General features: G+C 64.8%; 25 protein-coding genes and 1 pseudogene. 8 read left to right on the top strand and 18 right to left on the bottom strand.

Features of this window, described 5'->3' with window-relative positions:
* The first annotated feature begins 277 nt into the window (after nucleotides 1-277).
* Nucleotides 278-1486, top strand: a complete 1209-nt coding sequence (locus A5706_RS24510) for a glycoside hydrolase family 76 protein (RefSeq protein WP_082964598.1) — start codon at nucleotides 278-280, stop codon at nucleotides 1484-1486.
* A gap of 173 nt (nucleotides 1487-1659) precedes the next feature.
* Here the strand turns inward: A5706_RS24510 and A5706_RS24505 are convergent, their stop codons facing one another.
* From A5706_RS24505 to A5706_RS32575, 3 genes are all read right to left on the bottom strand, one after another.
* Entirely contained in the window at nucleotides 1660-3213 is a 1554-nt protein-coding gene (locus A5706_RS24505; protein WP_068136556.1) for a GMC family oxidoreductase, read from the bottom strand.
* A 103-nt stretch (nucleotides 3214-3316) separates the two neighbouring features.
* Nucleotides 3317-4240 (bottom strand): alpha/beta hydrolase fold domain-containing protein, encoded by a 924-nt coding sequence (locus A5706_RS24500; RefSeq protein WP_068136553.1) that lies wholly within the window; start codon nucleotides 4238-4240, stop codon nucleotides 3317-3319.
* 62 nt (nucleotides 4241-4302) lie between these two features.
* Nucleotides 4303-4833 carry a TetR/AcrR family transcriptional regulator gene (locus tag A5706_RS32575; protein WP_197517962.1) on the bottom strand — a complete coding sequence of 177 codons (531 nt, stop codon included), beginning with the start codon at nucleotides 4831-4833 and terminating at the stop codon, nucleotides 4303-4305.
* Between the two features lie 65 nt (nucleotides 4834-4898).
* Between A5706_RS32575 and A5706_RS24490 the strand changes: the two genes are divergently transcribed.
* Nucleotides 4899-5942 carry an aldo/keto reductase gene (locus tag A5706_RS24490; protein ID WP_068136549.1) on the top strand — a complete coding sequence of 348 codons (1044 nt, stop codon included), beginning with the start codon at nucleotides 4899-4901 and terminating at the stop codon, nucleotides 5940-5942.
* Nucleotides 5943-6149: 207 nt separating this feature from the next.
* Nucleotides 6150-6833 carry a class I SAM-dependent methyltransferase gene (locus tag A5706_RS24485; protein ID WP_068136547.1) on the top strand — a complete coding sequence of 228 codons (684 nt, stop codon included), beginning with the start codon at nucleotides 6150-6152 and terminating at the stop codon, nucleotides 6831-6833.
* Between the two features lie 85 nt (nucleotides 6834-6918).
* Here A5706_RS24485 and A5706_RS24480 read toward each other — a convergent pair whose 3' ends face one another.
* Genes A5706_RS24480 through A5706_RS33800 form a run of 3 tightly spaced genes read right to left on the bottom strand, consistent with a single transcriptional unit; the run spans nucleotide 6919 to nucleotide 8601 of the window.
* A complete protein-coding gene (locus A5706_RS24480; RefSeq protein ID WP_197517961.1) occupies nucleotides 6919-7413 on the bottom strand; it encodes a nuclear transport factor 2 family protein in 495 nt (164 codons plus the stop codon).
* An 11-nt stretch (nucleotides 7414-7424) separates the two neighbouring features.
* Nucleotides 7425-8012 carry a TetR/AcrR family transcriptional regulator gene (locus tag A5706_RS24475; RefSeq protein ID WP_068136543.1) on the bottom strand — a complete coding sequence of 196 codons (588 nt, stop codon included), beginning with the start codon at nucleotides 8010-8012 and terminating at the stop codon, nucleotides 7425-7427.
* A gap of 22 nt (nucleotides 8013-8034) precedes the next feature.
* The gene (locus A5706_RS33800) at nucleotides 8035-8601 is read right to left on the bottom strand and encodes a TetR/AcrR family transcriptional regulator (protein WP_068136534.1); all 567 of its coding nucleotides are present in this window, start codon (nucleotides 8599-8601) and stop codon (nucleotides 8035-8037) included.
* 89 nt (nucleotides 8602-8690) lie between these two features.
* Here A5706_RS33800 and A5706_RS24465 point away from each other — a divergent pair, with 89 nt between their 5' ends.
* Nucleotides 8691-9134 (top strand): hypothetical protein, encoded by a 444-nt coding sequence (locus tag A5706_RS24465; protein ID WP_156767308.1) that lies wholly within the window; start codon nucleotides 8691-8693, stop codon nucleotides 9132-9134.
* Nucleotides 9135-9272: 138 nt separating this feature from the next.
* Here A5706_RS24465 and A5706_RS24460 read toward each other — a convergent pair whose 3' ends face one another.
* Entirely contained in the window at nucleotides 9273-9656 is a 384-nt protein-coding gene (locus tag A5706_RS24460) for a tautomerase family protein (protein WP_068136529.1), read from the bottom strand.
* A 106-nt stretch (nucleotides 9657-9762) separates the two neighbouring features.
* Nucleotides 9763-10053 (bottom strand): hypothetical protein, encoded by a 291-nt coding sequence (locus tag A5706_RS24455; protein WP_068136525.1) that lies wholly within the window; start codon nucleotides 10051-10053, stop codon nucleotides 9763-9765.
* 94 nt (nucleotides 10054-10147) lie between these two features.
* Between A5706_RS24455 and A5706_RS24450 the strand changes: the two genes are divergently transcribed.
* Nucleotides 10148-10783 (top strand): winged helix-turn-helix transcriptional regulator, encoded by a 636-nt coding sequence (locus tag A5706_RS24450; RefSeq protein WP_369831951.1) that lies wholly within the window; start codon nucleotides 10148-10150, stop codon nucleotides 10781-10783.
* A 137-nt stretch (nucleotides 10784-10920) separates the two neighbouring features.
* Here the strand turns inward: A5706_RS24450 and A5706_RS24445 are convergent, their stop codons facing one another.
* A complete protein-coding gene (locus A5706_RS24445) occupies nucleotides 10921-11505 on the bottom strand; it encodes a TetR/AcrR family transcriptional regulator (protein WP_068136520.1) in 585 nt (194 codons plus the stop codon).
* 126 nt (nucleotides 11506-11631) lie between these two features.
* Here A5706_RS24445 and A5706_RS24440 point away from each other — a divergent pair, with 126 nt between their 5' ends.
* Together A5706_RS24440 and A5706_RS24435 are read left to right on the top strand one after the other, a co-directional pair.
* Nucleotides 11632-12564, top strand: coding sequence for an alpha/beta fold hydrolase (locus A5706_RS24440; RefSeq protein ID WP_068136517.1), 933 nt, complete (start codon nucleotides 11632-11634; stop codon nucleotides 12562-12564).
* A gap of 30 nt (nucleotides 12565-12594) precedes the next feature.
* Nucleotides 12595-13500 (top strand): NAD(P)H-binding protein, encoded by a 906-nt coding sequence (locus tag A5706_RS24435; protein ID WP_068136583.1) that lies wholly within the window; start codon nucleotides 12595-12597, stop codon nucleotides 13498-13500.
* A gap of 375 nt (nucleotides 13501-13875) precedes the next feature.
* Here A5706_RS24435 and A5706_RS24430 read toward each other — a convergent pair whose 3' ends face one another.
* Nucleotides 13876-14310 carry an SRPBCC family protein gene (locus tag A5706_RS24430; protein WP_068136515.1) on the bottom strand — a complete coding sequence of 145 codons (435 nt, stop codon included), beginning with the start codon at nucleotides 14308-14310 and terminating at the stop codon, nucleotides 13876-13878.
* A gap of 321 nt (nucleotides 14311-14631) precedes the next feature.
* On the bottom strand, nucleotides 14632-15495 hold the full coding sequence (locus A5706_RS24425) for an LLM class F420-dependent oxidoreductase (RefSeq protein ID WP_068136512.1): 864 nt from the start codon (nucleotides 15493-15495) through the stop codon (nucleotides 14632-14634).
* Between the two features lie 143 nt (nucleotides 15496-15638).
* Here A5706_RS24425 and A5706_RS24420 point away from each other — a divergent pair, with 143 nt between their 5' ends.
* Nucleotides 15639-16226, top strand: coding sequence for a TetR/AcrR family transcriptional regulator (locus A5706_RS24420; protein WP_068136509.1), 588 nt, complete (start codon nucleotides 15639-15641; stop codon nucleotides 16224-16226).
* 140 nt (nucleotides 16227-16366) lie between these two features.
* Here A5706_RS24420 and A5706_RS24415 read toward each other — a convergent pair whose 3' ends face one another.
* From A5706_RS24415 to A5706_RS24385, 7 genes and pseudogenes are all read right to left on the bottom strand, one after another.
* Nucleotides 16367-19450 carry a replicative DNA helicase gene (locus tag A5706_RS24415; protein ID WP_082964595.1) on the bottom strand — a complete coding sequence of 1028 codons (3084 nt, stop codon included), beginning with the start codon at nucleotides 19448-19450 and terminating at the stop codon, nucleotides 16367-16369.
* A 532-nt stretch (nucleotides 19451-19982) separates the two neighbouring features.
* On the bottom strand, nucleotides 19983-20441 hold the full coding sequence (gene rplI, locus A5706_RS24410; protein WP_068136505.1) for a 50S ribosomal protein L9: 459 nt from the start codon (nucleotides 20439-20441) through the stop codon (nucleotides 19983-19985).
* A 30-nt stretch (nucleotides 20442-20471) separates the two neighbouring features.
* Complete coding sequence (gene rpsR, locus A5706_RS24405; protein WP_066935440.1) at nucleotides 20472-20726, bottom strand: 30S ribosomal protein S18; 255 nt, start codon at nucleotides 20724-20726, stop codon at nucleotides 20472-20474.
* Between the two features lie 44 nt (nucleotides 20727-20770).
* On the bottom strand, nucleotides 20771-21286 hold the full coding sequence (locus A5706_RS24400) for a single-stranded DNA-binding protein (protein ID WP_068111888.1): 516 nt from the start codon (nucleotides 21284-21286) through the stop codon (nucleotides 20771-20773).
* Between the two features lie 98 nt (nucleotides 21287-21384).
* Entirely contained in the window at nucleotides 21385-21675 is a 291-nt protein-coding gene (gene rpsF / locus A5706_RS24395) for a 30S ribosomal protein S6 (protein ID WP_044509152.1), read from the bottom strand.
* Between the two features lie 128 nt (nucleotides 21676-21803).
* Complete coding sequence (locus tag A5706_RS24390; RefSeq protein WP_068136504.1) at nucleotides 21804-22445, bottom strand: DJ-1/PfpI family protein; 642 nt, start codon at nucleotides 22443-22445, stop codon at nucleotides 21804-21806.
* A pseudogene (locus tag A5706_RS24385) lies at nucleotides 22435-24085 on the bottom strand (glycosyltransferase family 87 protein); the annotation flags it as partial. The gene A5706_RS24390 and the pseudogene A5706_RS24385, both read right to left, overlap by 11 nt.
* Nucleotides 24086-24339 lie beyond the last annotated feature (254 nt).

The raw sequence follows: 24339 nt of genomic DNA, 5'->3' as shown, positions 1-24339 counted from the left end.
CCGTAATGAGGGGCGTTAAAGTCTTGCGCCGGTACCCTCTCGGAGCCGTCGTTCGCAGACTCAGCGTCGCGCAGGACGCGCGCGGTTCTCTCATTCTGTAGGAATTCGTTGATGTCGTTGCCTCCGGTTCGGCGGGCGATGTCCATCATGAGTTCGTCGTTCGGCCTTTTGATGAGGTTGATGTCGGGGCGCCGGAGCTGGGCGGCTGCGGGATAAAATTCAGCTGCACGAGTTCCGGCCCCAGCAATCGTTGTTCAGCAAAGGAAGCCGCCAGCAGATGGATCGCCCGAACAAGGGGATCAGCCGGCGCGGTGTGTTTTTCGCGGTCGCCGGGGCCATCACACTCAGCGCGGTGACACAGCCGACGCCGGCGATGGCGAATACGGAGAAGCCGTCGGACGACCCGGTGGGTTCCGGGGAGCGGGCGGACCTAGCGGAGCGGGCGGTCGTGGAGCGGCACGTGCACACGCTCTGGGGGCAGGCGGGGACGCAACTGGGCACGCTGCACTGGCCGTCGTCCCTCTTCGACCAATTGTTGTTGGCGCGCTGGTGTTACTGGTGGCAGGCGCACCTGCTGGACTGCATGGTGGATGCCGCGTACCGCGCACGCACCCCGGAACGCATCGACCGGATCGGCGCCATCGCGCGCGGGATTCACACCCGCAACCTCACCGGCTGGACCAACGGGTACTGCGACGACATGTCGTGGCTGGCGCTGGCACTTGAACGCGCCGACAGGCTGCTCGGTGTCCGGTTCGACAATGCCGTTCCGAAGCTGCGGACCGCCTTGCTCGACGGCTGGAATCCGGCCGTCGGCGCGGTGCCCTGGAAGATCGGCCACGATTACTACAGCACCTCCGGGATCGGTCCGACCGGCATCGCGATGGCACGCCTGGGCGAGCTGTCCCGCGCCGAACGGCTCGCCGATTTCCTGCACACTCGGCTGCGCGACACCGAAAGTGGCCTCATCTTCGACGGCATACACGAACCTAGCGGGTTGGTTAACCACTCCCTACGGACCTACTGTCAGGGCGTGGCCATCGGACTGGAGACCGAATTGGCCCTGCGCACAAACGATTCGAGCCATCGTGACCGCGCGGCGGCGCTCGTCGCCGGTACCGCCGACAGGCTCGCCGACGCGGGCGTGATTGCCGGAGCCGCTGGGAACGACTCCGGGCTGTTCATGGGAATCCTCGCCAGGTATCTCGCCCTGACCGCGCTGGCGCTGGGAGACACCACCGCCGCGCGGCTCGTGCATGCCTCCGCGGGGGCGGCCTGGGGCAACCGCGCCGAGGTGGACGGCCTGCCGCTGTTCGGTGCGGATTGGACCCGACCCGTCACCGCGCCGGCAGGCCCGGGAACGCTTCCCCGGTTCGCGGACTCGTGGCTCGCATCGTCGCCGAACCAGAGCCGCGATCTCTCGATACAGCTGAGCGGCTGGATGCTGCTCGAGGCGGACTACCAGCTCACCTCCGCCGGGCTCTGAGCCCCCGGCCGCCGCCGGCCGACGGGCCCGAATCGGTCTGTCGGCGAACCTTGTTCGCCCGTGATAGAGGCGCCGATGTCATAGACGCCGCTTGCCAGCGATGCGCACCCGCACCTTTGAGCACGGTCGGAAAGGTCGTTTGGGCTCCCTGCCCTGATCGGATGTATCGCGGGTCAGATTCGGTGTGCGGCTTGGATGAATTGGGCGGCGCGCTCGCCGATGACGACGCACGGGGCCATTGTGTTGGCGGCGGTGATGCGGGGCATGATGGATGCGTCGGCGACCCGCAGGCCGTCGATGCCGTAGACCTTGAGGTTTCCGTCGACCACCGACATCGGGTCGCGGCCCATCTTCGCTGTACCGCACTCGTGCCAATAGGTAGTGACGGCGTCACGCAAATAGGTCTCCAACTCAGCGCCGGTCAGATCGCCCGGCATGACCTCGCGTGCGACGAACGGCCGAAGCTCGGCTGAGTTGCCGATCTCGCGCAGGGTTTCGACGCAGGAGATGGCGGTCTTGAGGTCGTCGGGGTCCGAGAGCGCGTTGGCTTCGATAACCACAGGGTCGGCCGGGTCGGCACCCGACAATCGAATCCGACCTCGACTGCGGGGGTGCGTTGGCGAGCCGAATAGGACCCAGCTATTTTGCGGCAGTCCGTATTTCGCGGCGTTTTCCGCAGTGGCTTTTGGGAAAGGTCCCAAACACGCGAACACGTCGGGTCCGTCGACATCGGCAGCTCCGGAGTCCCAGAACAATGTCGCACCCACCTGAGTGCTGCCCTGGATGTTCTCGGGAAACTCCCACACGCAGTCGAACCCGAAGTGGTCCTGAAGGTTGCGTCCGACCCCGGGCAGGTGCTGCCGAACGGTGATGCCTGCTCGACGCAATTCGGCTTCGTCTCCGATGCCGGACTGCATCAACACCTTTGGTGTATGAACGGCGCCAAGCGACAGGACAACTTCAGCGTCCGCGGCTACACGGTGCACCGTGCCGCCATGGACGACATCGACACCGACGGCGCGGTTGCCTTCGAAGATCACGCGGATGACTAGTGCGTGGGGGACCACTGTGAGGTTCGGCTGTTGGTCGTGCGGTTTGGTGTAGGTGCCAAACACCGAGAGGCGTTTTCCGTCGCGCCAGCGCAGATCGGTGATGGCGGCGCCGCGAGTCTCCTCCATCAGGCGGCCGTTGGGGCTCTGATAGGTGGGAATCCCGATGGCCCTCGCCGCCTCCAGCGTCGCCGCGGCGAGCGGATGCGCGTCGGGTGCCGGTTGCACGAACACCGACCCGCCCTTGCCCCGATGATTCGGCTCGCCGCTGCCGTGCCAGTCCTCAATCCGTTGATAGAGGTCGAGGATTGGCTCGTATCCCCAGGCCGGCTCGCCGGATTCCGAAGCGTAGTGGTCCCAGTCGCTGCGGTGTCCTCGCGCCCAGATCATCAGGTTGATGCTGGACCCGCCGCCGAGCACTTTGCCCATCGAAAAGGCGATCGCGCGGCCATGAAGCCGCGGGTCGGGCTCGGACATGAATCCCCAATCACGCTCGCTGCCAAGGTTAGCCGGCCATTGGCTTGCGTCGGTCACGGAGGGGACGTTGTCGCTGCCGCCGGCCTCCAAGAGTAAGACACTGATGTCGGGGTTTTCGGCCAACCGGCTCGCGATCACCGATCCTGACGACCCAGCGCCGCACACGATGACGTCGTAATGCGGCTTCAACACGGTAGCCACAGATGTCTCCTGATTCGGTTAGCTAGGTATATTGCTAGATACTTAGATCTACGGCCGGAAAGGGCCTGGGGTTCAATCACACTCGAAGAACGGTTGGACGAGGTTAGGCCACCGCCCTGTGAACTCCTAGCGCAGAGCTCAGCCAGCGACCCATTTCGGCGATCGCGCGGTCAACCTCCTCGACACGGCCCGCGCCCATGATGAAAGAGTGCTGACCCTCGTCGACCCGTCGGACGACAATGTCATTGCCTGCCTGCCGCGCCTTTTGGGAGAAAGCCTCGGCGTCCGACGCCAGCAGTTCGTACTCGCCGTAGTACACCGCGATGGGGGGTAACCCCGACAGGTCGGCCCCGAGCAGATGCACCCGCGGGTCGGTGAATTCCACGCCGGTTCCATCGAGCCAGCACGACCGGAACAGCTCCAGCAATCCCCGCGTGAGCAGCTTGTCCCGCTCGGCATTGGTCTCGATGGAGTCCCCCGTCAGCGTGGCGTCGGTCCACGGCGAGATTGACAGCACGGCACCGGGCAGTGCCTCGCCCCGATCACGCAACCGCAGCGCAAGTTCGACCGCGAGATAGCCGCCGATCGAGTGGCCGACACTGCCGATCTTGTCGGGCCGGTAGCCCTGGTCGAGCAGCCAGCGGTAAGCGGCGTCCACGTCTTCGACCTGTGCTGGGTACTTGTGCTCCGGGGAACGTCGGAAGTTCAGCACCAGCGACCGCACCCCCGCTGCTTTCGCGATGTGCGCGGCAGCTTTTCGGTCCGAATGCATCGACATCAGCACGCTGCCGCCCATGTGGGTGTGCAGCAGCACCGACTCGGGGTCGCTGTCGACCGGGATGCACCACAATGCCTCCACACCGCCGGCGTCCACCTCGGCGTAGGTCACGCCCTCGGGTTCCTTCGTGGCCAGGTGGATGTTCTCGGCCACGTCGCGGATCGTCTCCAGCTCGAAGTTGGGATTCGAGGTCCGCCTGCCGACCTCCGCGAAGAACTCCGCCAACTCGAACGCCTGCTCGCCTGCCATGAATATTCCTTTCGTCCCATCCATTGGATAACGATCACTATATAACGGTCGCTATCCTACGTCTAGTCTGGTCCGCTGAGGCCGCGCAGCACGGTGTCGAGGTGTCGTCGCCAGAGGTCGTCGGCACCACCGGCAGCGGAGATGCCGCGCAGTGCCCAAATGGTCGCCGTCACGTCTGCGGATGTCACGTCTTGCCGGATCGCCCCGGATCGCTGGCCGCGCGAAAGCAGGGCGGCCGACTGCCGCCGGAGTTCCTCGACGAGTGGCTTTGGTGCGAGGTCGCCCCATAGGTAGGCCGACAACCCGCTCCTGCGAACGAGTTCGGCGCCCACGGTATAGAGAAAGACACTTAGGCATCGCTCGTCAGGTGTTGCATGGGCTTCCTCAGCGGTCGCCAGAAGGCGCCGGAAGAATTCGCTCAACACCTCGCGGACCAGCGCGTCCTTATTGGGGAACCGTCGGTAGAGCGTAGCCGGGCCGGTCCCCGCCGCGCGGGCGACATCCTCCAGGGTCGCCCGCGCTCCGTGCTGCGCAAACACTTCCTCGGCAGCGGCGACCAAACGGCTGCGGTTGATTGCCGCGTCTCGTCTCATCGTCATCTCCGTTCCAGGGAGTACTATCTGATAGTAAAGCTATCACTTATTGGAGGGGCCAGACGATGACGACAGTCGAGGGCTTGGCGCGGGTCCGGATCGGCAAATCGGACCTGCAAGTCCGACCGATCGGTCTTGGTTGTATGGGGATGTCGCAAAGCTATGGTCAAGCCGACGATTCGACATCGGTACGAACCATTCGCGCAGCACTCGACCTCGGAGTGGACCACCTCGACACCTCGGACGTCTACGGAGCTTCAGACATCACGTGGGGGGTCCCCATCCGTGGGTTCGGACATAACGAGGAGCTGATCGGGAAGGCCATTTCCGGGCGCCGCGATGAGATGGTGCTGGCCACGAAGTTCGCCGCCAGGATCAACGCAACCAACGACGGGATTGCCATCGACGGAAGGCCCGAGTATGTGACGGCGGCGTGCGAGGCCAGCCTGCGCCGGCTCGGGACCGACGTGATCGACTTGTACTACTACCATCGTCTGGACCCAGAAGTCCCTATCGAGGAGACGGTCGGCGCGATGGCTGATCTGGTAAGCGCGGGCAAGGTCCGCGCGATCGGCCTCAGCGAGGTGGGGTCGCAGACCTTACGCCGAGCACACGCCGTGCACCCCATAGCAGCCCTGCAGAGTGAGTACTCCCTCTGGGAGCGCGGCATCGAAAGCGATATCGCCCAGACTTGTGCCGCCTTAGGAATTACGCTGGTGGCCTACAGTCCGCTGGGCCGCTCTGCGCTTACTGGGGCCTTGGCCCCTGATGCCACCTTCGCGCCCGGCGACTTACGCGCTACCAACCCGCGGTTCACAAGGGAGCACCTGGGCACAAATCTGGCCCCGGTCGCCGAACTCAACGCGCTGGCTGATCAAAAGGGTTGTCGGCCCGGACAACTAGCGTTGGCGTGGCTGTTGTCACGCCCCTTCCCGGTCGTGACGATTCCCGGCACCAAGCGCGCCGAGTACGTCGCCGAGAATCTCGCTGCCACGAACGTCGCGCTCAGCGCTGACGAATGCGCCTACCTATCAGAGCTTTTCGCACCGGGAACCATCGTGGGTGACCGATACGCGCCTGAGCATGCCCGGACGGTGGCGCCGAGCTGAACGCGCGATGGTTTCTCAGTGCGGACGTCGCGCGAGCGGAAGCAGCCACTCAGATGGGATACGAGCACAAGATTTCTGCGAGCAGATCGGATCGCAAACGTACTCGATGGTCCGCGAGCGGAGCGACGGCTTCGAGCGTGGAGTGTTGTTGCCACATGTACATGAATAGCTTGAACCCTGCGTGCGTATGCGTGCGTATATCTATGTATGGCAACTGAATTGATCGACTGGGATGGCGCCTACCGCGAGGAAGGCATCTTCGTAGGACCACCCCCATGGAACATCGGCGAACCTCAGCCCGCTTTCATGGGGCTGATCAACGAAGGACGCATCCGCGGCGATGTCCTGGACGCCGGCTGCGGGCACGCGGAATTGTCGTTGACGCTGGCCGCCAAGGGTCACACCGTGGTCGGGGTGGACCTGAGCCGGGCGGCGATCGACACGGCCACGGCAACCGCGAAATCCCGCGGCATCGTCAACGCAACGTTTCTGTGCGCCGACATCACGTCTCTGACCGGATTCGACGACCGTTTCTCAACGCTGATGGATAGCACACTGTTTCATTCGTTGCCGGTCGAAAGCCGCGATGCTTATCTCCGAGCGATGTACCGCGCCGCCCGTCCCGGAGCGTCCTTCTTTGTCCTTGTCTTCGCCCACGGTGCTTTCCCTGACGATTTCACGGTGCCGATCAATGCCGTCACCGAGGATGAGTTGCGCGCAGCCGTGTCGAAGTACTGGACCGTCGATGAGATAAACCCCGCCTCCATCCACGCGCTGGCCGGACAGGTGCATGGCGATGGTGAGGCGGTGCCGATGCCGCAACTGGCCACCGACGAGAAGGGTCGGTTGATTTTTCCCGCCTACCTGCTCTCGGCGCACAAATCAGCTTGATCGCCCCATAGAACCTCCAACCCCGTTATCTCCGCCGAGTGGCCGCGGCCTGCTGGGAGACTGTAGGACCGAAAAGCCACGGCGGCTAGGAGAAGTACGCGTCGAACGAGTCGATGTCGGTCAAATGTGCTGTGACCTCTGAAATCTTGTCGCCACGGATAGTTAGCACGTTGACCACGTCCTGTTCGAGCCGCACGCCATTGTGCTCACCGGTGTCGTGCAGCGTCACCGCGACGGTGTCACGGCCGAAGGCGAATCCCTGCGGCGTGATGTGCAGTCCGTACTGGGCGAACGTGTCGGCCAACCTGGTGACGTCGTCGATTCCGGTCGCCCGGCCCGACACCACGCTGGAGCCGGGAATGGTCCAGACAATGTCGGGGGTGGCGTGTTCGGCGATGTCCGCATGATCGTCGTGCACGATGGCGGTCGCGAACGCGCCGACGATGGCCCGCTGCCGCTGCATTGTCGCAGCTTCGTCGTCCGGCGCGGCGCTCGAATTGACGCCCGGCACAACGCAAACCAAGGCCGCGGCGATACCCGAGCCCGCCAGGGCGGCTTTCCAAGCACTCGATGCCCACATGCCGCCTCCACTCATGTGCGTCGCTTGCCGGGCGAAATGAGCCTGTCCGCGGTCTCGCTCGCGGCGTCGATCACGTCTGCCTGCGTGGCGGGGTCGGCCATCGCGCGCGAGATCGACACCGCCCCCACCATCAGCGCGACGACGCTCCACGCCCGCCGCTCCCGATCGGCTCCGTCGAGAACATCGGCCACCCGCTCCGCCAGCGCGGTGATCTTGCGTTCGTAGGCCTCCCGAGTGGACACTCCCGCCCGCGCCACGTCGGCGCTAAGGGTCGGCATCACACATCCGTCGCCCGGGTTTTCCACGTGGTAGGTGCTGAGGTATTCCGCGAGAAAGCTCTTCAGCTTCGACCGGCGCTCGGTCTTGCTGCCGGACTCCGTGTCGGAAAGGAAGGGCTCACCGACAGCGGCATCGATGATCGCCTCGAGCATCGCTTCCTTATTGGCGAAGTTCGAATAGAACGCGCCGGAGGTCACGTCCGCCGCAGCGGCTAGCCCGTCCACGCCGATCCCGTTGAAACCGGCTACCTTCATCGACCGCGTGCCCGCGCGCAGCAGCGCGGCGCGTGCCTTGACCTTCTGGTCTGCCGGGTACCTCATGATAAGGCTATTTATAGCATAACTATCGATATCTTACGAGGCCGAGCGCATCGAGAAGCTGGCGCACGTAACGCTGGGCTTCGGCGGCATCGAGGGGTTCTGGTCGCATCAACGCCCGGTAGAGGAGGGCGCCGCCGAGTTGGTCTAGAACAAGCTCGGGGTCAGGTCCGGGTGCGAGCTCGCCGCTGCTGCGCGCGGTCATGATCAGCTGCGAAAAAATATCGCGTTGCGGCTGCAAGACGGTAGACCAGTATTGACGTTTGATCGGACTCTCGCTGTCGAGGGCCACCATCTGGCGCAACAGGCCTATGCTGCGGGCATCAACCAACGCCGCCACAGTGAGCCGCTCGAAGACCGCGATCGCCTCTGCCAGTGAGCGCTGAGCCCAGTCTTCGACGCCGGCCGCGTTGTCCTGGCGCAACCGCTGCAGCGCCGCGACAAGCAGGTCGTCACGGGTCCCCCACCGCCGGTAGATAGTCGTGCGGCTGACGCCGGCCCGCTCGGCGATGGCCTCGAATGAGGCTGCCGCAGTGCCGCCGACCAAAAACAGCTCGAGCGCGGTGTCCAGAATCGCTGCCTCGACCCGCATGTCCCGCGGTCTCCCCGGCGGTTTACGTGCCTGTGGCTCGCCCATACCAGAATTAGTGTACACTAGTGTATCGAAATAGGGAGGTGCTGATGCGCACAGCAGCTACTGTGCTCGCCGTCTTGGCCGGTGTACACATCCTTGGCAAACTCACGTTCTTCATGCTGCCGTACCGGCGTCGTCGCGCCGCGCTGGACAAGGCGTATGACGGCGGCAAGCTGAGAGCAACTGCGACATCAGACGTCGCCTCATTGATCCTGGCAACGGGACTAGTGGTTGTGCTGTTCATCGCCGGGGTAAAGCCGGTGAGTTTTCTCATCGGGCTGTGGGTCGGGGCGACGCTGATCCAGCTGTACTTTCATCAGTTCTACGAACCGTTGACCACCGAGCAGCAACCGCCACCCCCGGCCGGCCCAATCAAGATCATGTCCTACGCCATCGAAGCTCGACCTTGGCGACCGTGGGTTGAGATCGTGGGGCTGATCGTGCTCGTGGTCGCCGCCTTCGTCGCGATGGGCTTCGGCGCCGGAATGTAAAGGGCTACCGCCGCAAGCCAAGTCGCCGGCCTAAGGTGCCACCGGCCAGCGCCAAAGACGTCTCGCTGGCGTGATCACCGGGCACATCTATCTGTAGTGACGGCATGACATCCCTTGTCGGCCCTAAGGCGGCTGGGGCTAAGTGGCGTACTGGGCTTCACCGTTGCCAAAGGACCAGTTCTCTTTGGCGTTCTCGACCAGATTGATGACGATGTCCTCGCGTCGCATCCCGAGACGGTCGTGCAAGCCGTCCGCGATGGCTTTGTAAAACGCCGACTTCTTTTCCACGGACCTGCCGGCCAGCAGCGTCACCTGGATGAACACACAGTCGTTCGACCGGTTGATGCCGAGGTACTCGGGGTCGAAGATGAAGTTCTGCGCGCGATGTTCATTGATCACCTGGAAGCGATCCCCTTCAGGCACGCCGAGCGTCTCGACCATGGCGGTGTAGACGACATCGCCGATCGTTTGGCGGTACTCGTCGGATTGCCCTTCCGCGAGGTCGATTCGAGCGAATGGCATCGGTATGTCCTTTCATATGGGTAAAACGTTGCCCGACAATAGTTTCCGTATCCGTGGAGCTGTGCGCAGTAGCGTAGGGCAGGGATTGCCACGGATAGTCTTAGCGTCAGGTGCGTGGACCGAAGCCCCAGTAGGGAGCCAGCGCCACGATAGTGGGTGGTGTTAGGTAGCCGCCGCTGACCATCGGCAGCGCGCCGAGTCTGTCCGCGGCGACGGCGGCCGAGGGCGCCTCGACGATCATCGAGGAACCCGAACCGTCGGCGTAAACCCAGATTTGCCGGATGAATCCGTCCATGTAAAGGCCACGCGCCGCCTGGAATTCGGCCTCTCGGAGGTCGGTAGGCGGGGCCGCCTGCGGTCCCTCGGGATTCAAGGTGACCGTGGCGATAAGTTGCATCTCGAAAACCCCTTTACGGTTGCCAGCCGGCCCGCCTCGGCGAGACCGGCCCCACCGTTGCGCCGCATTGACACCTACGTATCGAGGGTAGACTATGAAAATCATAGTTACAACTGACTGTGCGAAGCGGAGCGACGAGATGGGCGCAGCTAGATGGGGCGGAGCCGCCGCACACACGTTGTGCCCGGTCGAACGATCGACAGCCATCGTCGGGGATCGTTGGACGATGCTGATCGTGCGGGAACTGTTCGCAGGCTGCAGTCGCTTCGACGAGATGCAAGCGCAAACCGGCGCCACGGCTCAGATGCTCTCGGCTCGACTCAAACGGTTGGAGGCCGACGGGATGGTCGAACGGCGCATCTACAGCCGGCGCCCGACGCGCTACGAGTACGTGCTGACGCCGATGGGACGTGACTTCTTTCCCGTGATCCTCGCCTACCGGGCGTGGGCCGAGACGTGGTGCAAGAGCGAGGGCGAACCACTGGCAATACGCACCACGCATCGCACCTGCAGAAGCGAAGTGGGCCTGGACGGCGTGTGCCCGACATGCGGCGAACGGGTGCCGATATCGGACCTTGACGCCGAACCGGGTCCCGAGTATGCAGCAGAACGCCGGCGACGCCACGAGGCGTATAGAGCTCGGTCACAACGTCCTGCCGGGCGGCGCGGTACGAGCGCCATCGACAAGCGGGCGGGGTCGACGAGACGCGCGGCGAATCGGACGCGGTGACGACGCGAATCATCCACTAGGACAACGCCATTGCGACTGAATGGTTCGCTCGGTCGGGCAGCATTACGCCATGTCGCGCGCGGCACTAGCGGTGGCCTGCTCCTAGGCACCCGTCCCAGCCCTTGCCCGCTAGCCAATTAAGGTTGCCCCAGGCCGGCGATGAGCAGATCGATCATGCCGTGAACGTCATAGTCGGGATCGGCTTCCACGCCGATGCACAGGTTGCCCACGGCATGCAAGAGGTCTAGCGGCCTGACGTCGCCGCGCGGAAGACCGCTCGCCGCAGCGGTTTTCAGCAGTCGATCGCATACGGGTAACAGCCGTTCCAGAAATTCGGCATGCAAAGCCTCGAAGCCGGCCTGGTCTGAGCGCAGCGCCCGGGCCAAGCCGTGCTTGGTGACCAGGAAGTCGGCGAAGCGATGAACCCACGACCGCAACGCTGCATACGGGTCCTCATCGCGGGCCGGGACGATCGCATCCAGCGAAGACAGCGCCTCGAGTTGATGCCGAAAGACTCCGACGACGAGATCGGCGCGGCTGGGAAAGTGCCGGTAGATGGTGCCCATCCCCACGCCGGCCTCGGCCGCGATCTCACGCACGGGAGCGTCAACACCGGCGCGCACGAACACCGCTGCAGCGGCATCTAATAGGGCTTGTTCGTTGCGGCGCGCGTCCGCGCGCTTGGCGGGACGCGCCCGAGCGGCCGGGACCCGAGGCGCCACACTTCTCCTTTCCGATCGGCTTGAAAAGCGGAGCGATGTTCCGTTAATCTAGTGGAGCGGCGTTCCGGTTCTATCGTAGGCCGTCGTCCGCCCGATCACCGCATGACTGATAAGAGGTTTGACACCATGAGCGCCACTCTCGAGACCGTCGACAACGACTTCGCCCCGACAACGCCGGTCATCTCTGTGCGGCCGGTGACCCTGGCCGCGCCGGGTCGCGGCCACGACCTACAGGTACGCGTCTCTGCGCCCACCCGGGGCCGCGGACTACCGGTCATCGTCTTCTCGCACGGCATGACGCTGACCATGGACGAGTACGTCCCCTTGAGCGAATTCTGGGCCGCCCGCGGGTTCGTGGTGATACAGCCGACCCACCTCGACTCGCTCGGCCTTGACCCGGATGACCCACGCACCCCTGACATCTGGCGATCTCGTGTTCAGGATCTGACCCACATCCTCGACCAACTCGACCGCATCGAAGCGGTCGTGCCGGGCCTGACGGGACGAATCGACGGTGCACGCGTGGTGGCCGCCGGACACTCCTGGGGAGCACAGACCGCCAGCATGCTCGCAGGCGCCCGCGTCATCGACGTCGCTCAGATACCGGGGCAGAGCATGGCCGACCCACGGGTAAAAGCGGCGCTACTCCTGTGCCTGCCCGGCACCGGGGGCAATGATCTGACCCCACTGGCCACCGAGTACTTCCCTTTCATGAACCCTGATTTCACGGCTCTGAAAACCCCCAGCTTCGTGATCGCGGGCGATCGCGACCAATCCCCCCTAAGCACGCGCGGTCCGGACTGGTTCACTGACGGCTACCGGCTCAGCCCAGGCGCACGGGACCTACTTGTGCTGGCCGGCGCAGAACACGGCCTCGGCGGCATCCAGGGTTACAACGACACCCGCACCACCGACGAAAGTCCAGAGCGCGTCGCGATCGTCCAGCATGCCACAACGGCCTGGCTGCGCACCGCACTCGGGATCGACGACAGCGCATGGCCTTCCAAGCAACAACAACTCGCCGCCGCCGAGCTTGTGGCAAGAGTCGACTCGAAGTAGCCAATCCCCCACTTAGACCGGAAAGTGCAAATGATCGTCATCACTGGCGCCACTGGCGCATTCGGCTCCGCGGTCGTCGAAGAATTGCTGCGCAGGCTCCCCGCGAGCGAACTTGGCGTCAGTGTCCGCGACCCACAAAAGGCCGCTGGCCTCGCCGAGCGCGGCGTCCGAGTCCGCCGTGGCGACTTCAGCGACCCCGCATCGCTCACCGCGGCGTTTGAGGGCGCCGAACGTGTGCTTGTGACGTCGGTGGATTCCCTCGGCGAGGAGGCCGTCGCACAGCACACCGCCGCCGCACAGGCTGCAGCGGATAGCGGCGCGGGTCGCGTCTTCTACACCGCGCACCAGAACACCGCGAGGGATTCCCCCTTTGCCGCCGCCGCGGATCACGCGGCGACCGAGCGACGCATCGCCCAGATCGCCCTGCCGTGGACCTCACTACGCAACGGCTTCTACGCGCACACTCTCGGATACCTCGTGCACGGCGCCGCCGAAACTGGCGAACTCGCGCTGCCCGAGGACGGCCCCGTGTCGTGGACAGCGCGCGAAGATCTCGCCGCTGGTGCCGCCGCCCTGCTTGCCGCCGGCATCGATGAAAACGACGGCCCGGTGTTCGACGGCCCGACACCGCCGCTCACCGCAGCACAAGCCGTCACCTTCGACGACATCGCCGAAACGATATCGGCCGTCACCGGAATACCGGTGCGGCGCACCATTATTGACGACGAGGAGTGGGTGCGCCACATGACCGGCTCAGGCGCGCCGGAACCAGCCGCCCGGTTGTTGCTCGGAATGTTTCAGGCCGCACGGCGTGGCGACTTCGCGACCACCGACCCGACACTGGGCGAACTCATCGGCCGACCACTACAGACAATCCGCGCCACCCTCGAAGGGTCCCTGGGCGCCGGTGGCGGATGGCCTCGATCGTCGGGTTGATGAGAAGCCCATGCGCCTTGGAGTAACTGTCGGTTCTCAGCCACCGCCGCAGTCGTTGGAAGGCCCACTAGTTTAACGTCTTTATGGCTGCCGCGTTTCGACGTGCAGCCGCCCGCAGGTGGTGTCGCCTATGCCACAACGCCTTACGTGTGAGCTGAGCGTGCAAGTCCTGAGATGGCGTAGCGCGGTCAATAACCGGCCACTTTCGATCTTGTCGGTGGTCACCTACGGATCCGTATAGTAAACGATATCGTCCACTAACGACGCCCGCCCGCGATCTCTCGCTGCACCTGGCACCGTCGGAACGGCCGATCCCAGTGCCGCCCAACCCTCCCGCAGCGGCGCTGGGCTGATCGAGTGGCCCGGTTGGGCCTTTCAGACCCGGCGCTCGGCAGTCGCGATGCCGCCTCTGAGCAGTTGGTCGATCACCTTCTTGAACACCGGCAGCATCAGCCAATCGACACCGGGAATCTTCAGCGTTGACCGGAGGTGCCAGCTGACCTCGGTGCCGGTGTCCGTTGGCCGCAGCCGGATCGTGCCGATGTGATCCCTCGTCGGCGCGCCGGAAAGCATCTTGTACGCGTAGCCAGTGGGCCGCTCGTAGGCGACGATCTCCTCGACGAACGGAGGCCCGACCATGACCAGGCGCCTGATGGCGCCCACGCCGTTGGGCGCGGGGACACCCTCGCGGTCGAGCGTGCTGCGCCGGCATGCCCACATGTAGTCCGCGATCGCGCGGTGGTCGGTCATGGCGTCGAACACGATCTCGATCGGCGCCTTGGAAATTCGCGTGAGAGCGAACTCGATCATTGGCCGTCCGCGCTCGCGCTGCACGCTGCCGACACCCGGGCCTGTTGCGCCGTCGTCATTCGTCCCCTCTCGTCACAAAGAAACATAGCCCCCGGATATGGGCCGTGACCGTGCAGCCGGTGCGGTTCCACGTGGACGCCGATCCAGCACCACAATCGGTCGCTTGGGCCCTGAAAGCGCGTCTTTCTACCCGTCTGCTCAGGGCTCGTACCCGAAACCGAACTCACGGCGCTAAGAGTCATCAACAGGATCGAATCCAGCAGTGCCCTCCGGCAGCGCGACAGCCTGGATTCGGAGCACGGAAGCCAGCCGCCGGACCTGTCAGCCTATTTCGGCCAGTTTCGGCAGCAGGTGCTCGCAGATGCGTTCGATGTAGCCGATGGGATCGGGATTTCCGGGCATGACACCGACGTGAACCAACGAGATGCCTTGTGCGGCGTAGGCTTCGGCTCGTTTGAGGTAACTGTCGAGGTTATCGAAGGGATTGACGAAAAAGAAGCCAACGGTTTTTTCGATCTCGTTGTGATCGCGACCGATAGCGTCGCAGTGTCGCTTCAACACGCCCATCTTGTGCTCAAGCTCTTCGACTGATTCCGCGGCGCCAGACCATATGTCGGCGTACTTCGCGATCAGTGGCAGCGTCTTCTTCTCGCCGCGCCCGGCGATGAGGATCGGCGTGCGTCGAGGCGGTTGCGGCACGCAGATCGTCTCGGCGAGCTGGTAATGCTCGCCCGCAAAGGGGCCATCATTGTCGCTCCACATCTGCAAGCACACCTGCAGGGTCTCCTCGAGTATCTCGAATCTCTCCCCCACTGGTGGGAAGGGCAGGCCGAGTGCGGTGTGCCCGCGCTCATACCAGCCCACGCCAAGTCCGAGCACGGCCCGCCCGCCCGCGAGCACATCGAGGGTGCTGACGGTCTTGGCAAGTTCGCCGGCGTGGCGGTATGTCACTCCGGTGACCAGCGCGCTCAAGGTGATGGTGCTGGTCTGGCCGGCCAGGAATGCCAGCGAGGTGTAGCACTCCAGGAACGGGTTGTGCGCATCGCCGACGCCCAGGAAATGGTCGGGCAGGGTGAACATCGCGGCGTCGGCCTCGTCCGCGAGGGCGGCGGCCCGGGCCAATATGGGACCTATCTGCTGGCCCGGGGGCGGTGAGTAGTTGACGAAATGCACGCCTAAACGCATGGCGGAGCGCCCCTTTCACGCAACGTCGGACTGATCAGGGCCCGGCAAGGATTTCGACGCTGGAGGCCACAGTCAGTGATAATACTTGGTCCTATCACTGTAGCACTCCGATGAGACTTAGTCTTATCAACTAAGCTGTCGTCATGCCCCGGTGGGAACCGAATGCACGGCAACGCCTCGAACGGGCGGCGTTGGAACTGTTCGCTGAGCAGGGGTACGACGCGACCTCGGTTGCGCAGATCGCGGATCGAGCCGGACTAACCAAAAGCAGTTTCTTTCGGTATTTCGCCGACAAACGCGAGGTCCTCTCCGCCGGTCAGGACATCCTGATCGATCGCTTTAGTGAAGGTATCCGCACGGCAAGCTCGTCGGCCACCGCCATCGAATGCATCGCGGCCGCACTGCGATCGGCGGCGGTGGTGTTCACCCCGCAGCGACATGAGATCGTGCCGCTGCGTCAAGCGGTCATCGCCGCCAATAGCGAACTGCAGGAACGCGGACTGCTCAAGCGTGCCCGCCTAGCCTCGGCGGTGGCCGATGCGTTGCGTGCGCGCGGCATCGATAACACCGCCGCACGGCTGGCCGCCGAAATCGGCATGATCGCCTTCGACATCAGCTACACACGGTGGGCAGCCCCGGGCAATGCCGAATCGTTCGGCGACATAGCCGACGCCGCACTAACTGAACTGCTGACAAGTGCGACGACCCTCGGCATCAACGGGAATACATGAACCACATGAAGCGTGTAGCGGGATCGACGACAGGAGCGTTCGGAGCGGTTACGACGATCGGGGCGTCGGGAAAATTCTCACTTCCATGTCCAATTGGACATTAAGTGGACATTTCACTTGAGAAGCCACAGCTGGTCAACTCAACGCGCCATGTTGGCGAAGCGCGACAAGTGCAGCTGGTGCGCGACGGTGACAGTCTTGGTCGGGCCGTTGCGGTGTTTGGCGAGAATGAAATCCGCCTCTCCCCCGCGCGGATCGTCACGCTCGAAAGCGTCCGGCCGATGCAGCAGGATCACGACGTCGGCATCTTGTTCGAGAGAATTATGGAGATTGATACCGTTCGCGACGAAATTATGTGTCCCGCTTACGGTTCCGTCATACACATCGCGTTCACCAATGCTGGTGATCTCGACGATCGAGTCCCAGTAGACGTCGGTGGTCGCAAGCGCGTGGATCTCCCGGTCATCGAGCACGACCGCCGCACGATGCAGCCTGGACCTGCTCGGCGAGTGCTTCCACATCGTGGACCCGCAGAACTGGCTACCCATCGCCGACGCAAACTGCCGGTGCGTGATCTGTTTGGCGGACAGCACCTCGCGGACACGCTCCCACACCTCCTTCGGGATGGTATCCAAGTTTGTGTTTCGCACGATCGTTTCGAGATGACGCCGTACGTCTTCTGCCGCGGCCGCTTTCGCGCCGTGGACGCCAACGTGGTTAACGAACCGCAGCTGATTCTCGGCCCCATAGATGTGCAGGTGCCACGAGTCACGGTAACCGAGCTTCGGCGCGTGTTTGATTCTCGCAAAAACGCCAACCCGCAACAGCAGCTGTGCCACGTCATCGATGAGACGGCGACTGGTCGACGCGTAGTAAATCCGCGCCTGCCCGACCTTGGCATCCCATCGAACCGACCCATCCGTGGCCCAGAGATGGCGCAGGAACAATGCCACCTGGTCGTTGGGCGAACGAAATACGGCCTCCGGCACGAACTTCTCGTAACTGCGCTTGCCGAACAGGCCCATTCCATCGAGCCATGCAGCAATGGGGTTGCGCCGGCCGCGAGCCAGTCGCTCCGGGGAGGGCAACCGCAGCGTTGTCACGCGCGCCGCCGGGTATTCGTCGCGGATCGCCTTCACCCCAAAGTGCGCTGCGGAGATCGTCACCGCGGCAAGGTTCGCCTCGTCGATCGATGCGTAGCGGATCGGCTGCCGCTTCACACATGACCCGTCACCGATCATGTGGGCGAGCAGAATCACCTCGGAGTCGTCCATCCGATGCGTGTCGACGGGCTCGGGAACGCGCCGCGGCGCCGCGATGCGATCGCCGATCTTGAGCTGCTCCAACGGAGTCCAGCCATCGAGCTTCATGAACGGGTGGTTACCGGTGGCCTCGACCTCGCGGCCCGAGGCCAGCCGAAGCCGGAACACCTCCTTGCGACCACTCGGGAAGACGTTGGTCATGGGGCGCGCGACCATGCGCAACCGCTCGTCCAGCGACCACACCAGCGGACGTTCGCCCGTCCGCATCAGCTCGCCGAACGTCACCTCTGCCCCGGTGTCGGCACGCAGGATCCGCGTCGATGCGGTCAGACATCCCGACTCGCGAAGATCGGCGAGCATCGGCCTCTTGTCGGTGCGCTGCTCGGGACCGCGGTTGAGCTGGCTGATCGCCACCACCGGAACCTCGAGTTCCTTCGCCAAAAGCTTGAGGTGCCTTGAAAATTCGGAAACCTCCACCTGGCGCGACTCGTGCTTCTTGCCTGACGTCATCAGCTGCATGTAGTCGATGACGATCAGCCGCAGGTCGGCCTTCTGCCGCAGCCGGCGCGCCTTGGCCCGGATCTCCATCATGGTCAGGTTGGGCGAGTCGTCGATATACAGCGGCGCCTCGCTGATTTCGCTCATCCGCCGCGCCAGCCGTGTCCAGTCGTCATCGCTCATCCGGCCCGAGCGCATGTCGGCGAGCTTGATCTTGGCCTCGGCCGACAGCAGCCGCATCACGATCTCGGATTTGCTCATCTCCAGCGAGAAGATGACGCTGGCCAGCCGGTGCTTGATAGAACACGACCGCATGAAGTCCAGACCCAGCGTGGAATTGTGGGTCGGCACCATCCCTGCGCCGGCAAGATAAAGATGCGCGGCGTTGTCCACCTGGACACAGCGCACCGGCACACTTTCCACGCGGCGCACCGAGATGATCTGCAGGACAGGAGCTAACAAGGCCGTCGCCCCAAGGTTGCCGTAGTGCGGCGTCGAGCCGGCCGCGGCGATCGTGTCCCAGCCGCTGCGCAGCTGAGCCGATGTCCGGATACCGCCAGTTGTCGGCCACTGATGCGCGGCGTCCGCGGTGATCACCGTCCCGTCGGAGAACTCCACCTCATAGCAGGGGCGTCCCAGCATCACGTCCGTCGCGGCAACCACCCGCGTCGGCTGCCCGTCGGCGTCGAGCAGCTCCTCTCCGACCGCGACGTCTCCCATGGTTGTCCAACCGCCCGGCGTCGGCAGGGGCGTTTTCAGCGCCAGCGCCTTGCCCACGCCCGGCCGGGCCGCCACGATGATCATCTGCCCGGGGTGCAAGCCGTTGGTCACCTCGTCGAGCTCGGTGAAACCGGTCAGCACGCCGCGCGACACCCCGCCGCTCGACGCGATCGCGTCGATCTCGTCCATCGTCGGCTGCAGCAGGTCCTCGAGGGGAACGAAGTCCTCGGACATCCGGCGGTCGGCGACGTCGTAGATCTCGGCCTGCGCACGATCGACCACCTCGGCCACGTCGGCGCCCTCGGCACCCGCGTAGCCGTATTGCACGACCCGCGTCCCGGCCTCCACCAGCCGGCGCAGCAGCGCCTTCTCGGCGACGATGCCCGCGTAATAGCCCGCGTTGGCCGCCGTCGGCACCGTCGAGATCAGGGTGTGCAGGTAGGGCGCACCGCCGATACGGCGCAGCATTCCGCGACGGTCCAGTTCCGCGGCGACCGTCACGGCGTCGGCCGGCTCGCCGCGCCCGTAGAGGTCGAGGATCGCGTCATAGATGTTCTGGTGCGCCGGGCGATAGAAGTCGCCGGGCCGCAGCCGTTCCAGGACGTCGGCGATCGCGTCCTTGCTCAGCAGCATCCCGCCCAGCACCGACTGCTCCGCGGCGAGGTCCTGCGGGGGCTGGCGGCCGAACTCTTCGTTCGGTGGCGACGAATCCATGCCTGGCGCCAGGTCATCGACGACCGCCACGGACTCTCACCTCCCCTAGCACGAGTACCCGAACATACATTCGAACCGACGTTCAGAGCTTAAGTCAAGGCGCCGACATCCAACGACCACATGAACCCGTATCGCATAGCGCCGGGACGACCGTAAACGTTGCTGGCCAGTACTTAAAGGGGCCGCTGTTCATAACGCTGTGCATCGTGTGTGCATATCCTTCGACACCTGTGTTGAACGGGGTGTGGAGAACCTGTGGATTAATTCGAGACTCCGCGACATCGCTGCTGATAAGAGCAGTACAACTCACCACAATCGGTGTGGACAGGAATCTCTACGGCGTGTCGTCGCAGGTTACTGCGTCGGGCGTGTTGGCTTTCGGCCATATTTTCGCCGAGTTACCAGGTGGTTAAGAGGATCGCTCGGTGGGACCCCTGAAGGAGTTCGCCAGTCGAGCAAACGCGACTGCGCTCAAAAGACGCCACGAAGCCCGCGCCCGGCACGAAAGGTTCGGCGGCGGCCGATCGAGGGCCGCCGCCGAAGGAGAGCAAACGCTACTTAGTTAGCTATCCGCAACGACATCGAGCGCGACCTCGGCGTCGATCTCGGGGTGCAGGTGCACCGAGACCGCATAGGTGCCGACGGCCTTGATGTGCGTCTTGGGCAGGCGGACGACCCGCTTGTCGAGGTTGGGTCCGCCGGCCTTCTTGATGGCCGCGACGACGGCACCGGCGGTCACCGAGCCGAACAGCTTGCCCGTGTCGCCCGCGGCCTTCACCGGCAGCGTGACGGGGCCCAGGGCGTCGATCGCCGACTTGATTTCGTTGGCGTGCTCAAGGTCGCGCACGGTCTTGGTCTCGCGGGCCCGGCGAATCTCGTCGGCCTGCTTCTGCGCGCCGCGCGAGGCCAGGATGGCCAGGCCGCGCGGGAGCAGGAAGTTACGGCCGTACCCGTCCTTGACCTCGACCGCGTCGCCGACGGTCCCGAGGTGATCGACGTCAGCCGTCAGAATCAGCTTCATTGTTCAGTACTTTCGGTTGGCTCTCGGCGGCTACCGCGTCGAGGAGGTGAAGGGCAGCAGGGCCACCTCGCGCGCGTTCTTCACCGCGATCGCGATGTCGCGCTGGTGCTGCACGCAGTTGCCGGTGACCCGGCGCGCCCGGATCTTGCCGCGCTCACTGATGTAGGTGCGCAACAGGGTGGTGTCCTTGTAGTCGATCGCTTGACCCTTTTTGGCGCAGAAGACGCATTTGCGCGCCTTGATCGGCTTTTCCGGAGCCGGGCGCCGCTTGGTGGACTTGGCCATGTCTGTCTTTCTTTCCGTTTGTTACTGGTCTGAAGTTTTGTGTTTTAGAAGGGTGGCTCGTCGTCGCCGCCGCCGAAGGACCCCGAGGCCGGGGCGCTGCCCCACGGGTCGTCCCCGCCACTCGGCTGGGCCGCCGGGGCCGCCGCCGGGCGCGAGCCGCCGCCCCCGCCGAAGCCACCGCCCCCGCTCCCGCTGCGGCTGGCCTTGTTGACCTTGGCGGTGGCGTACCGCAGCGAAGGCCCGATCTCGTCGACCTCGACCTCGACGACGGTGCGCTTCTCGCCCTCACGGGTCTCGAACGAACGCTGCTTGAGCCGCCCGGTGACGATCACCCTGGCGCCGCGAGTGAGGCTTTCCGCGACATTCTCGGCGGCCTCTCGCCAGATGTTGCACCGCAGAAACAGCGCCTCGCCGTCCTTCCATTCCCCGCTTTGGCGGTCATAGATCCGTGGAGTCGACGCCACGGTGAAGTTCGCCACGGCGGCACCCGAGGGAGTGAACCGCAGTTCGGGGTCGGCGGTCAGGTTGCCGACAACGGTGATTGTGGTGTCACCAGCCACAGGTTCCTCCTCGTTCCACCCTGTTCGTCGCGTTTGGACGGGGGATAGACATCAGTGTGTTCCCGCTGAGCGTACGCAGCTCCGACGACACTCGGCAGTCAGTGCTTGTCGGTGCGCATCACCTTGGTGCGCAGCACCGACTCGTTGAGGCTGAGCTGGCGGTCGAGCTCTGATACCGTCGCGGGCTCGGCCTTCAGGTCGACGACGACGTAGATGCCCTCGGCGTGCTTGGCAATCTCGTAGGCCAGGCGGCGCTTGCCCCAGATGTCGACCTTGTCGACGGTCCCGCCGTCCTTGCGGACGACGTTGAGGAACGTCTCCAAGGACGGGGCAACGGTGCGCTCGTCGAGCGTGGGGTCAAGAATGACCATGATTTCGTATGGACGCATGGAAACCTCACCACCTCCTCTGGTCTCAAGCGGCCACGGTCGTTCCGTGGCAGGAGGGTCGCCTGCGTCGGCAACCGCACCAGGGTACCGGACGGGGGGCCGACCCGAAAAATCCGTCCGGCCGGTGCTTACTTCCGGCGTTCGGTGTATTCCTTCGCCCTGGCCCTCGTCGCGGCGTCGGCCTTGGCGAGCGACCCGGAGTCGAACGGCGGCTGCGGGTCGTATTCGATCAACAATTGAGCGGCTTGCGCGGCCTCTCGGTCGACAAGAAGCTCGACCAACCGTAGGGCCATGTCGATGCCGCTGGACACACCGGCGGCGGTGATGATTCGCTGCGACAGGTGCTCGACAACTCTTTCGGGCACGTAACGTGCGCCCAACTCGTTCAAGAAATCCGCAGCACTGAAATGGGTCGTCGCGGTGAGCCCGTCGAGCAGGCCGGCGGCGGCCAGCAACAACGCCCCGGTGCACACCGAGGTGGTGAACGTGGTGTTGGGGTGCACCGATCGAAGCCAGGTGCGGATAGCGTCGTCGTGGATTAGCTGGCGGGTTCCGATGCCGCCCGGCACGACCACCACGTCGGGGGCGCCGACTTCGTCGAAGGCCGCATCGCAGGCGACGCCGAGCATGCCGTTTTCGGTGCGCACCTCGCCGCGGCGGTGCCCGACGAAAACGACCTCGATCGATGGAATGCGTTGCAGCACTTCGTACGGGCCCACGGCGTCCAAGGCAGTGAACCGCGGGAACAGCGGGATCGCGACGATGGTCATTGCGCGGCCACCGCTTCCTTGTCCGGTTCGGCTGCCGGCGCCGCCGGGCGGCGCACCCCCGGCGGACGCAGCCAGTCGGGCAACCAGCGGGGCGGTGCGTCGGAGGCGCGATCGAAGGGGCCGCCCGCCGGATCGTCGACGCGCCCGCCCCAGCGCACCAGGTCCTCCTCGGGCCGGTAGATCTGCCGGAGGACAAGCACGCACAACGCCACAACGGCGATGTCGCGCAATAACACCGTCGTGGTGAAGAACTGCGCCGGCAGGCCGCGGTTCGGGTTGCCGTACAGGTAGTACATCCGCGGCACCCAGACCAGTGCGTCAATCGTCATCCACGCCAACAGGATTCGGCGATGTGGCAACGCCAGCACCGCCAACGGCACCAACCACAAGGAGAACTGGGGACTCCAGACCTTGTTGGTCAACAGGAAGGCCGCCACCACCAAGAACACCAGCTGCGCCAGCCTAGGACGTCGCGGGGCGGTGAGCGCGACATACGCGATCGCCGCACAACACAGCGCGAACGACACCGCGACGACCGCGTTCAATACGGTCGGCGGCTGCCAGAAGCCGAGCCCGGGATCGAACCCGCGCCAGCCGGTAAACGACTTCACCACGTTGTACAACGAATCCATGTCGTCGCCGCGCCGCGTGTTGAGGCGGAAGAACTCGGACCAACCGCGCGGAAACAGTACGAGCACAGGCAGATTCACCAATAACCACGTCGCCGCGGCCGTCGCCGCCGTGCGCGCCAAGGCACGAAGGCGGCCGGTCCGAATGCCCAGCATCAGCATCGGGCCCAGGAACAGCAGCGGGTAGAGCTTGGCCGCGGCGCCCAGCCCGATGAGCACTCCTGCCAACACCGGTTTGCGCCTCGCCCAGGCCAACAGCCCGCCCATCGCGAAAGCCGTTGCCAAAGCGTCGAAGTTGGTGAATATCTGGAAGATCACCAACGGCGAGGCGGCCACCAGGGCGGCGTCCCAAATGCGCCGGCCCGACAGGCCCGCGGTCGCCCAGACTGTCGCCAGCCAGGCCAACGCCAGCCCGAACGCCGCGATGTCGAAGAACATCACCACCTCGGCCACAACCGGCAGCGGGGCGACCTTGCTCAGCGCGGTGTAGGTCTTGGCCACCGCCATCGACACGTACTGGTAGACCCCGGTCAGCACCGGATACTCCATGTACCGCACGGCGGGCCGGCCGTCGTAGCGCGTCTGCGGCGCGCCGCTGCCGTCGGTCTCGATCCAACTCGACTTATACGGAAACTTGCCCTGGCTCAACAACTCCGCGCCGTAGAGGGGCACCGTGTCGGAATAGCACAACTCGTAGTAGGCCCGTTGGTTCTCCCAATTGGCGACCCGCTGGTCACCGCTCCCCGAGCCGGTGCTCTGCAGGCACGCCGCCTTGGTCGACCAGCCGAGCGCCAGGAACACCAGCGCGATCAGGAACATGACCCGCACCGGCGTCATCACCCTCGTGCGGCCGATGAGCGCGTGGCGGCCCACCGGTCCCCCGACGACATCGGCCAGCGCCGCGCCCAAAACGTCGGTGCGGCTGGGGCAATCGCGATTGTCGGCGCTGCGCAGATCGGCGGCCAGCGGCCGCGGTGAGATGGTGCTGTCCTGCTGCCGCGCGCCGGTCACGGCGGCGGCGGGGGCGCTTGCGGGCCGCCCGGCGGGACGCCGGGTGGTTGCGGACCACCCGGCTGCGTGCCTCCGGGCGGCGGCGGCGCGTTGGTAACCGTCGTCGGCGGGCCGACCGGAATCGTGATGCCGGGCGCCACCTCGATGGTGGGCTGGATGACGGTCACCGCGGGCGGTGCCGGCGGCGGCCAGCAACAACGCCCCGGTGCACACCGAGGTGGTGAACGTGGTGTTGGGGTGCACCGATCGAAGCC

This window comes from Mycobacterium sp. E796 (assembly GCF_001672815.1).
Classification (GTDB): Bacteria; Actinomycetota; Actinomycetes; order Mycobacteriales; family Mycobacteriaceae; genus Mycobacterium.
This window is presented reverse-complemented; position numbering and strand designations above follow the sequence as displayed.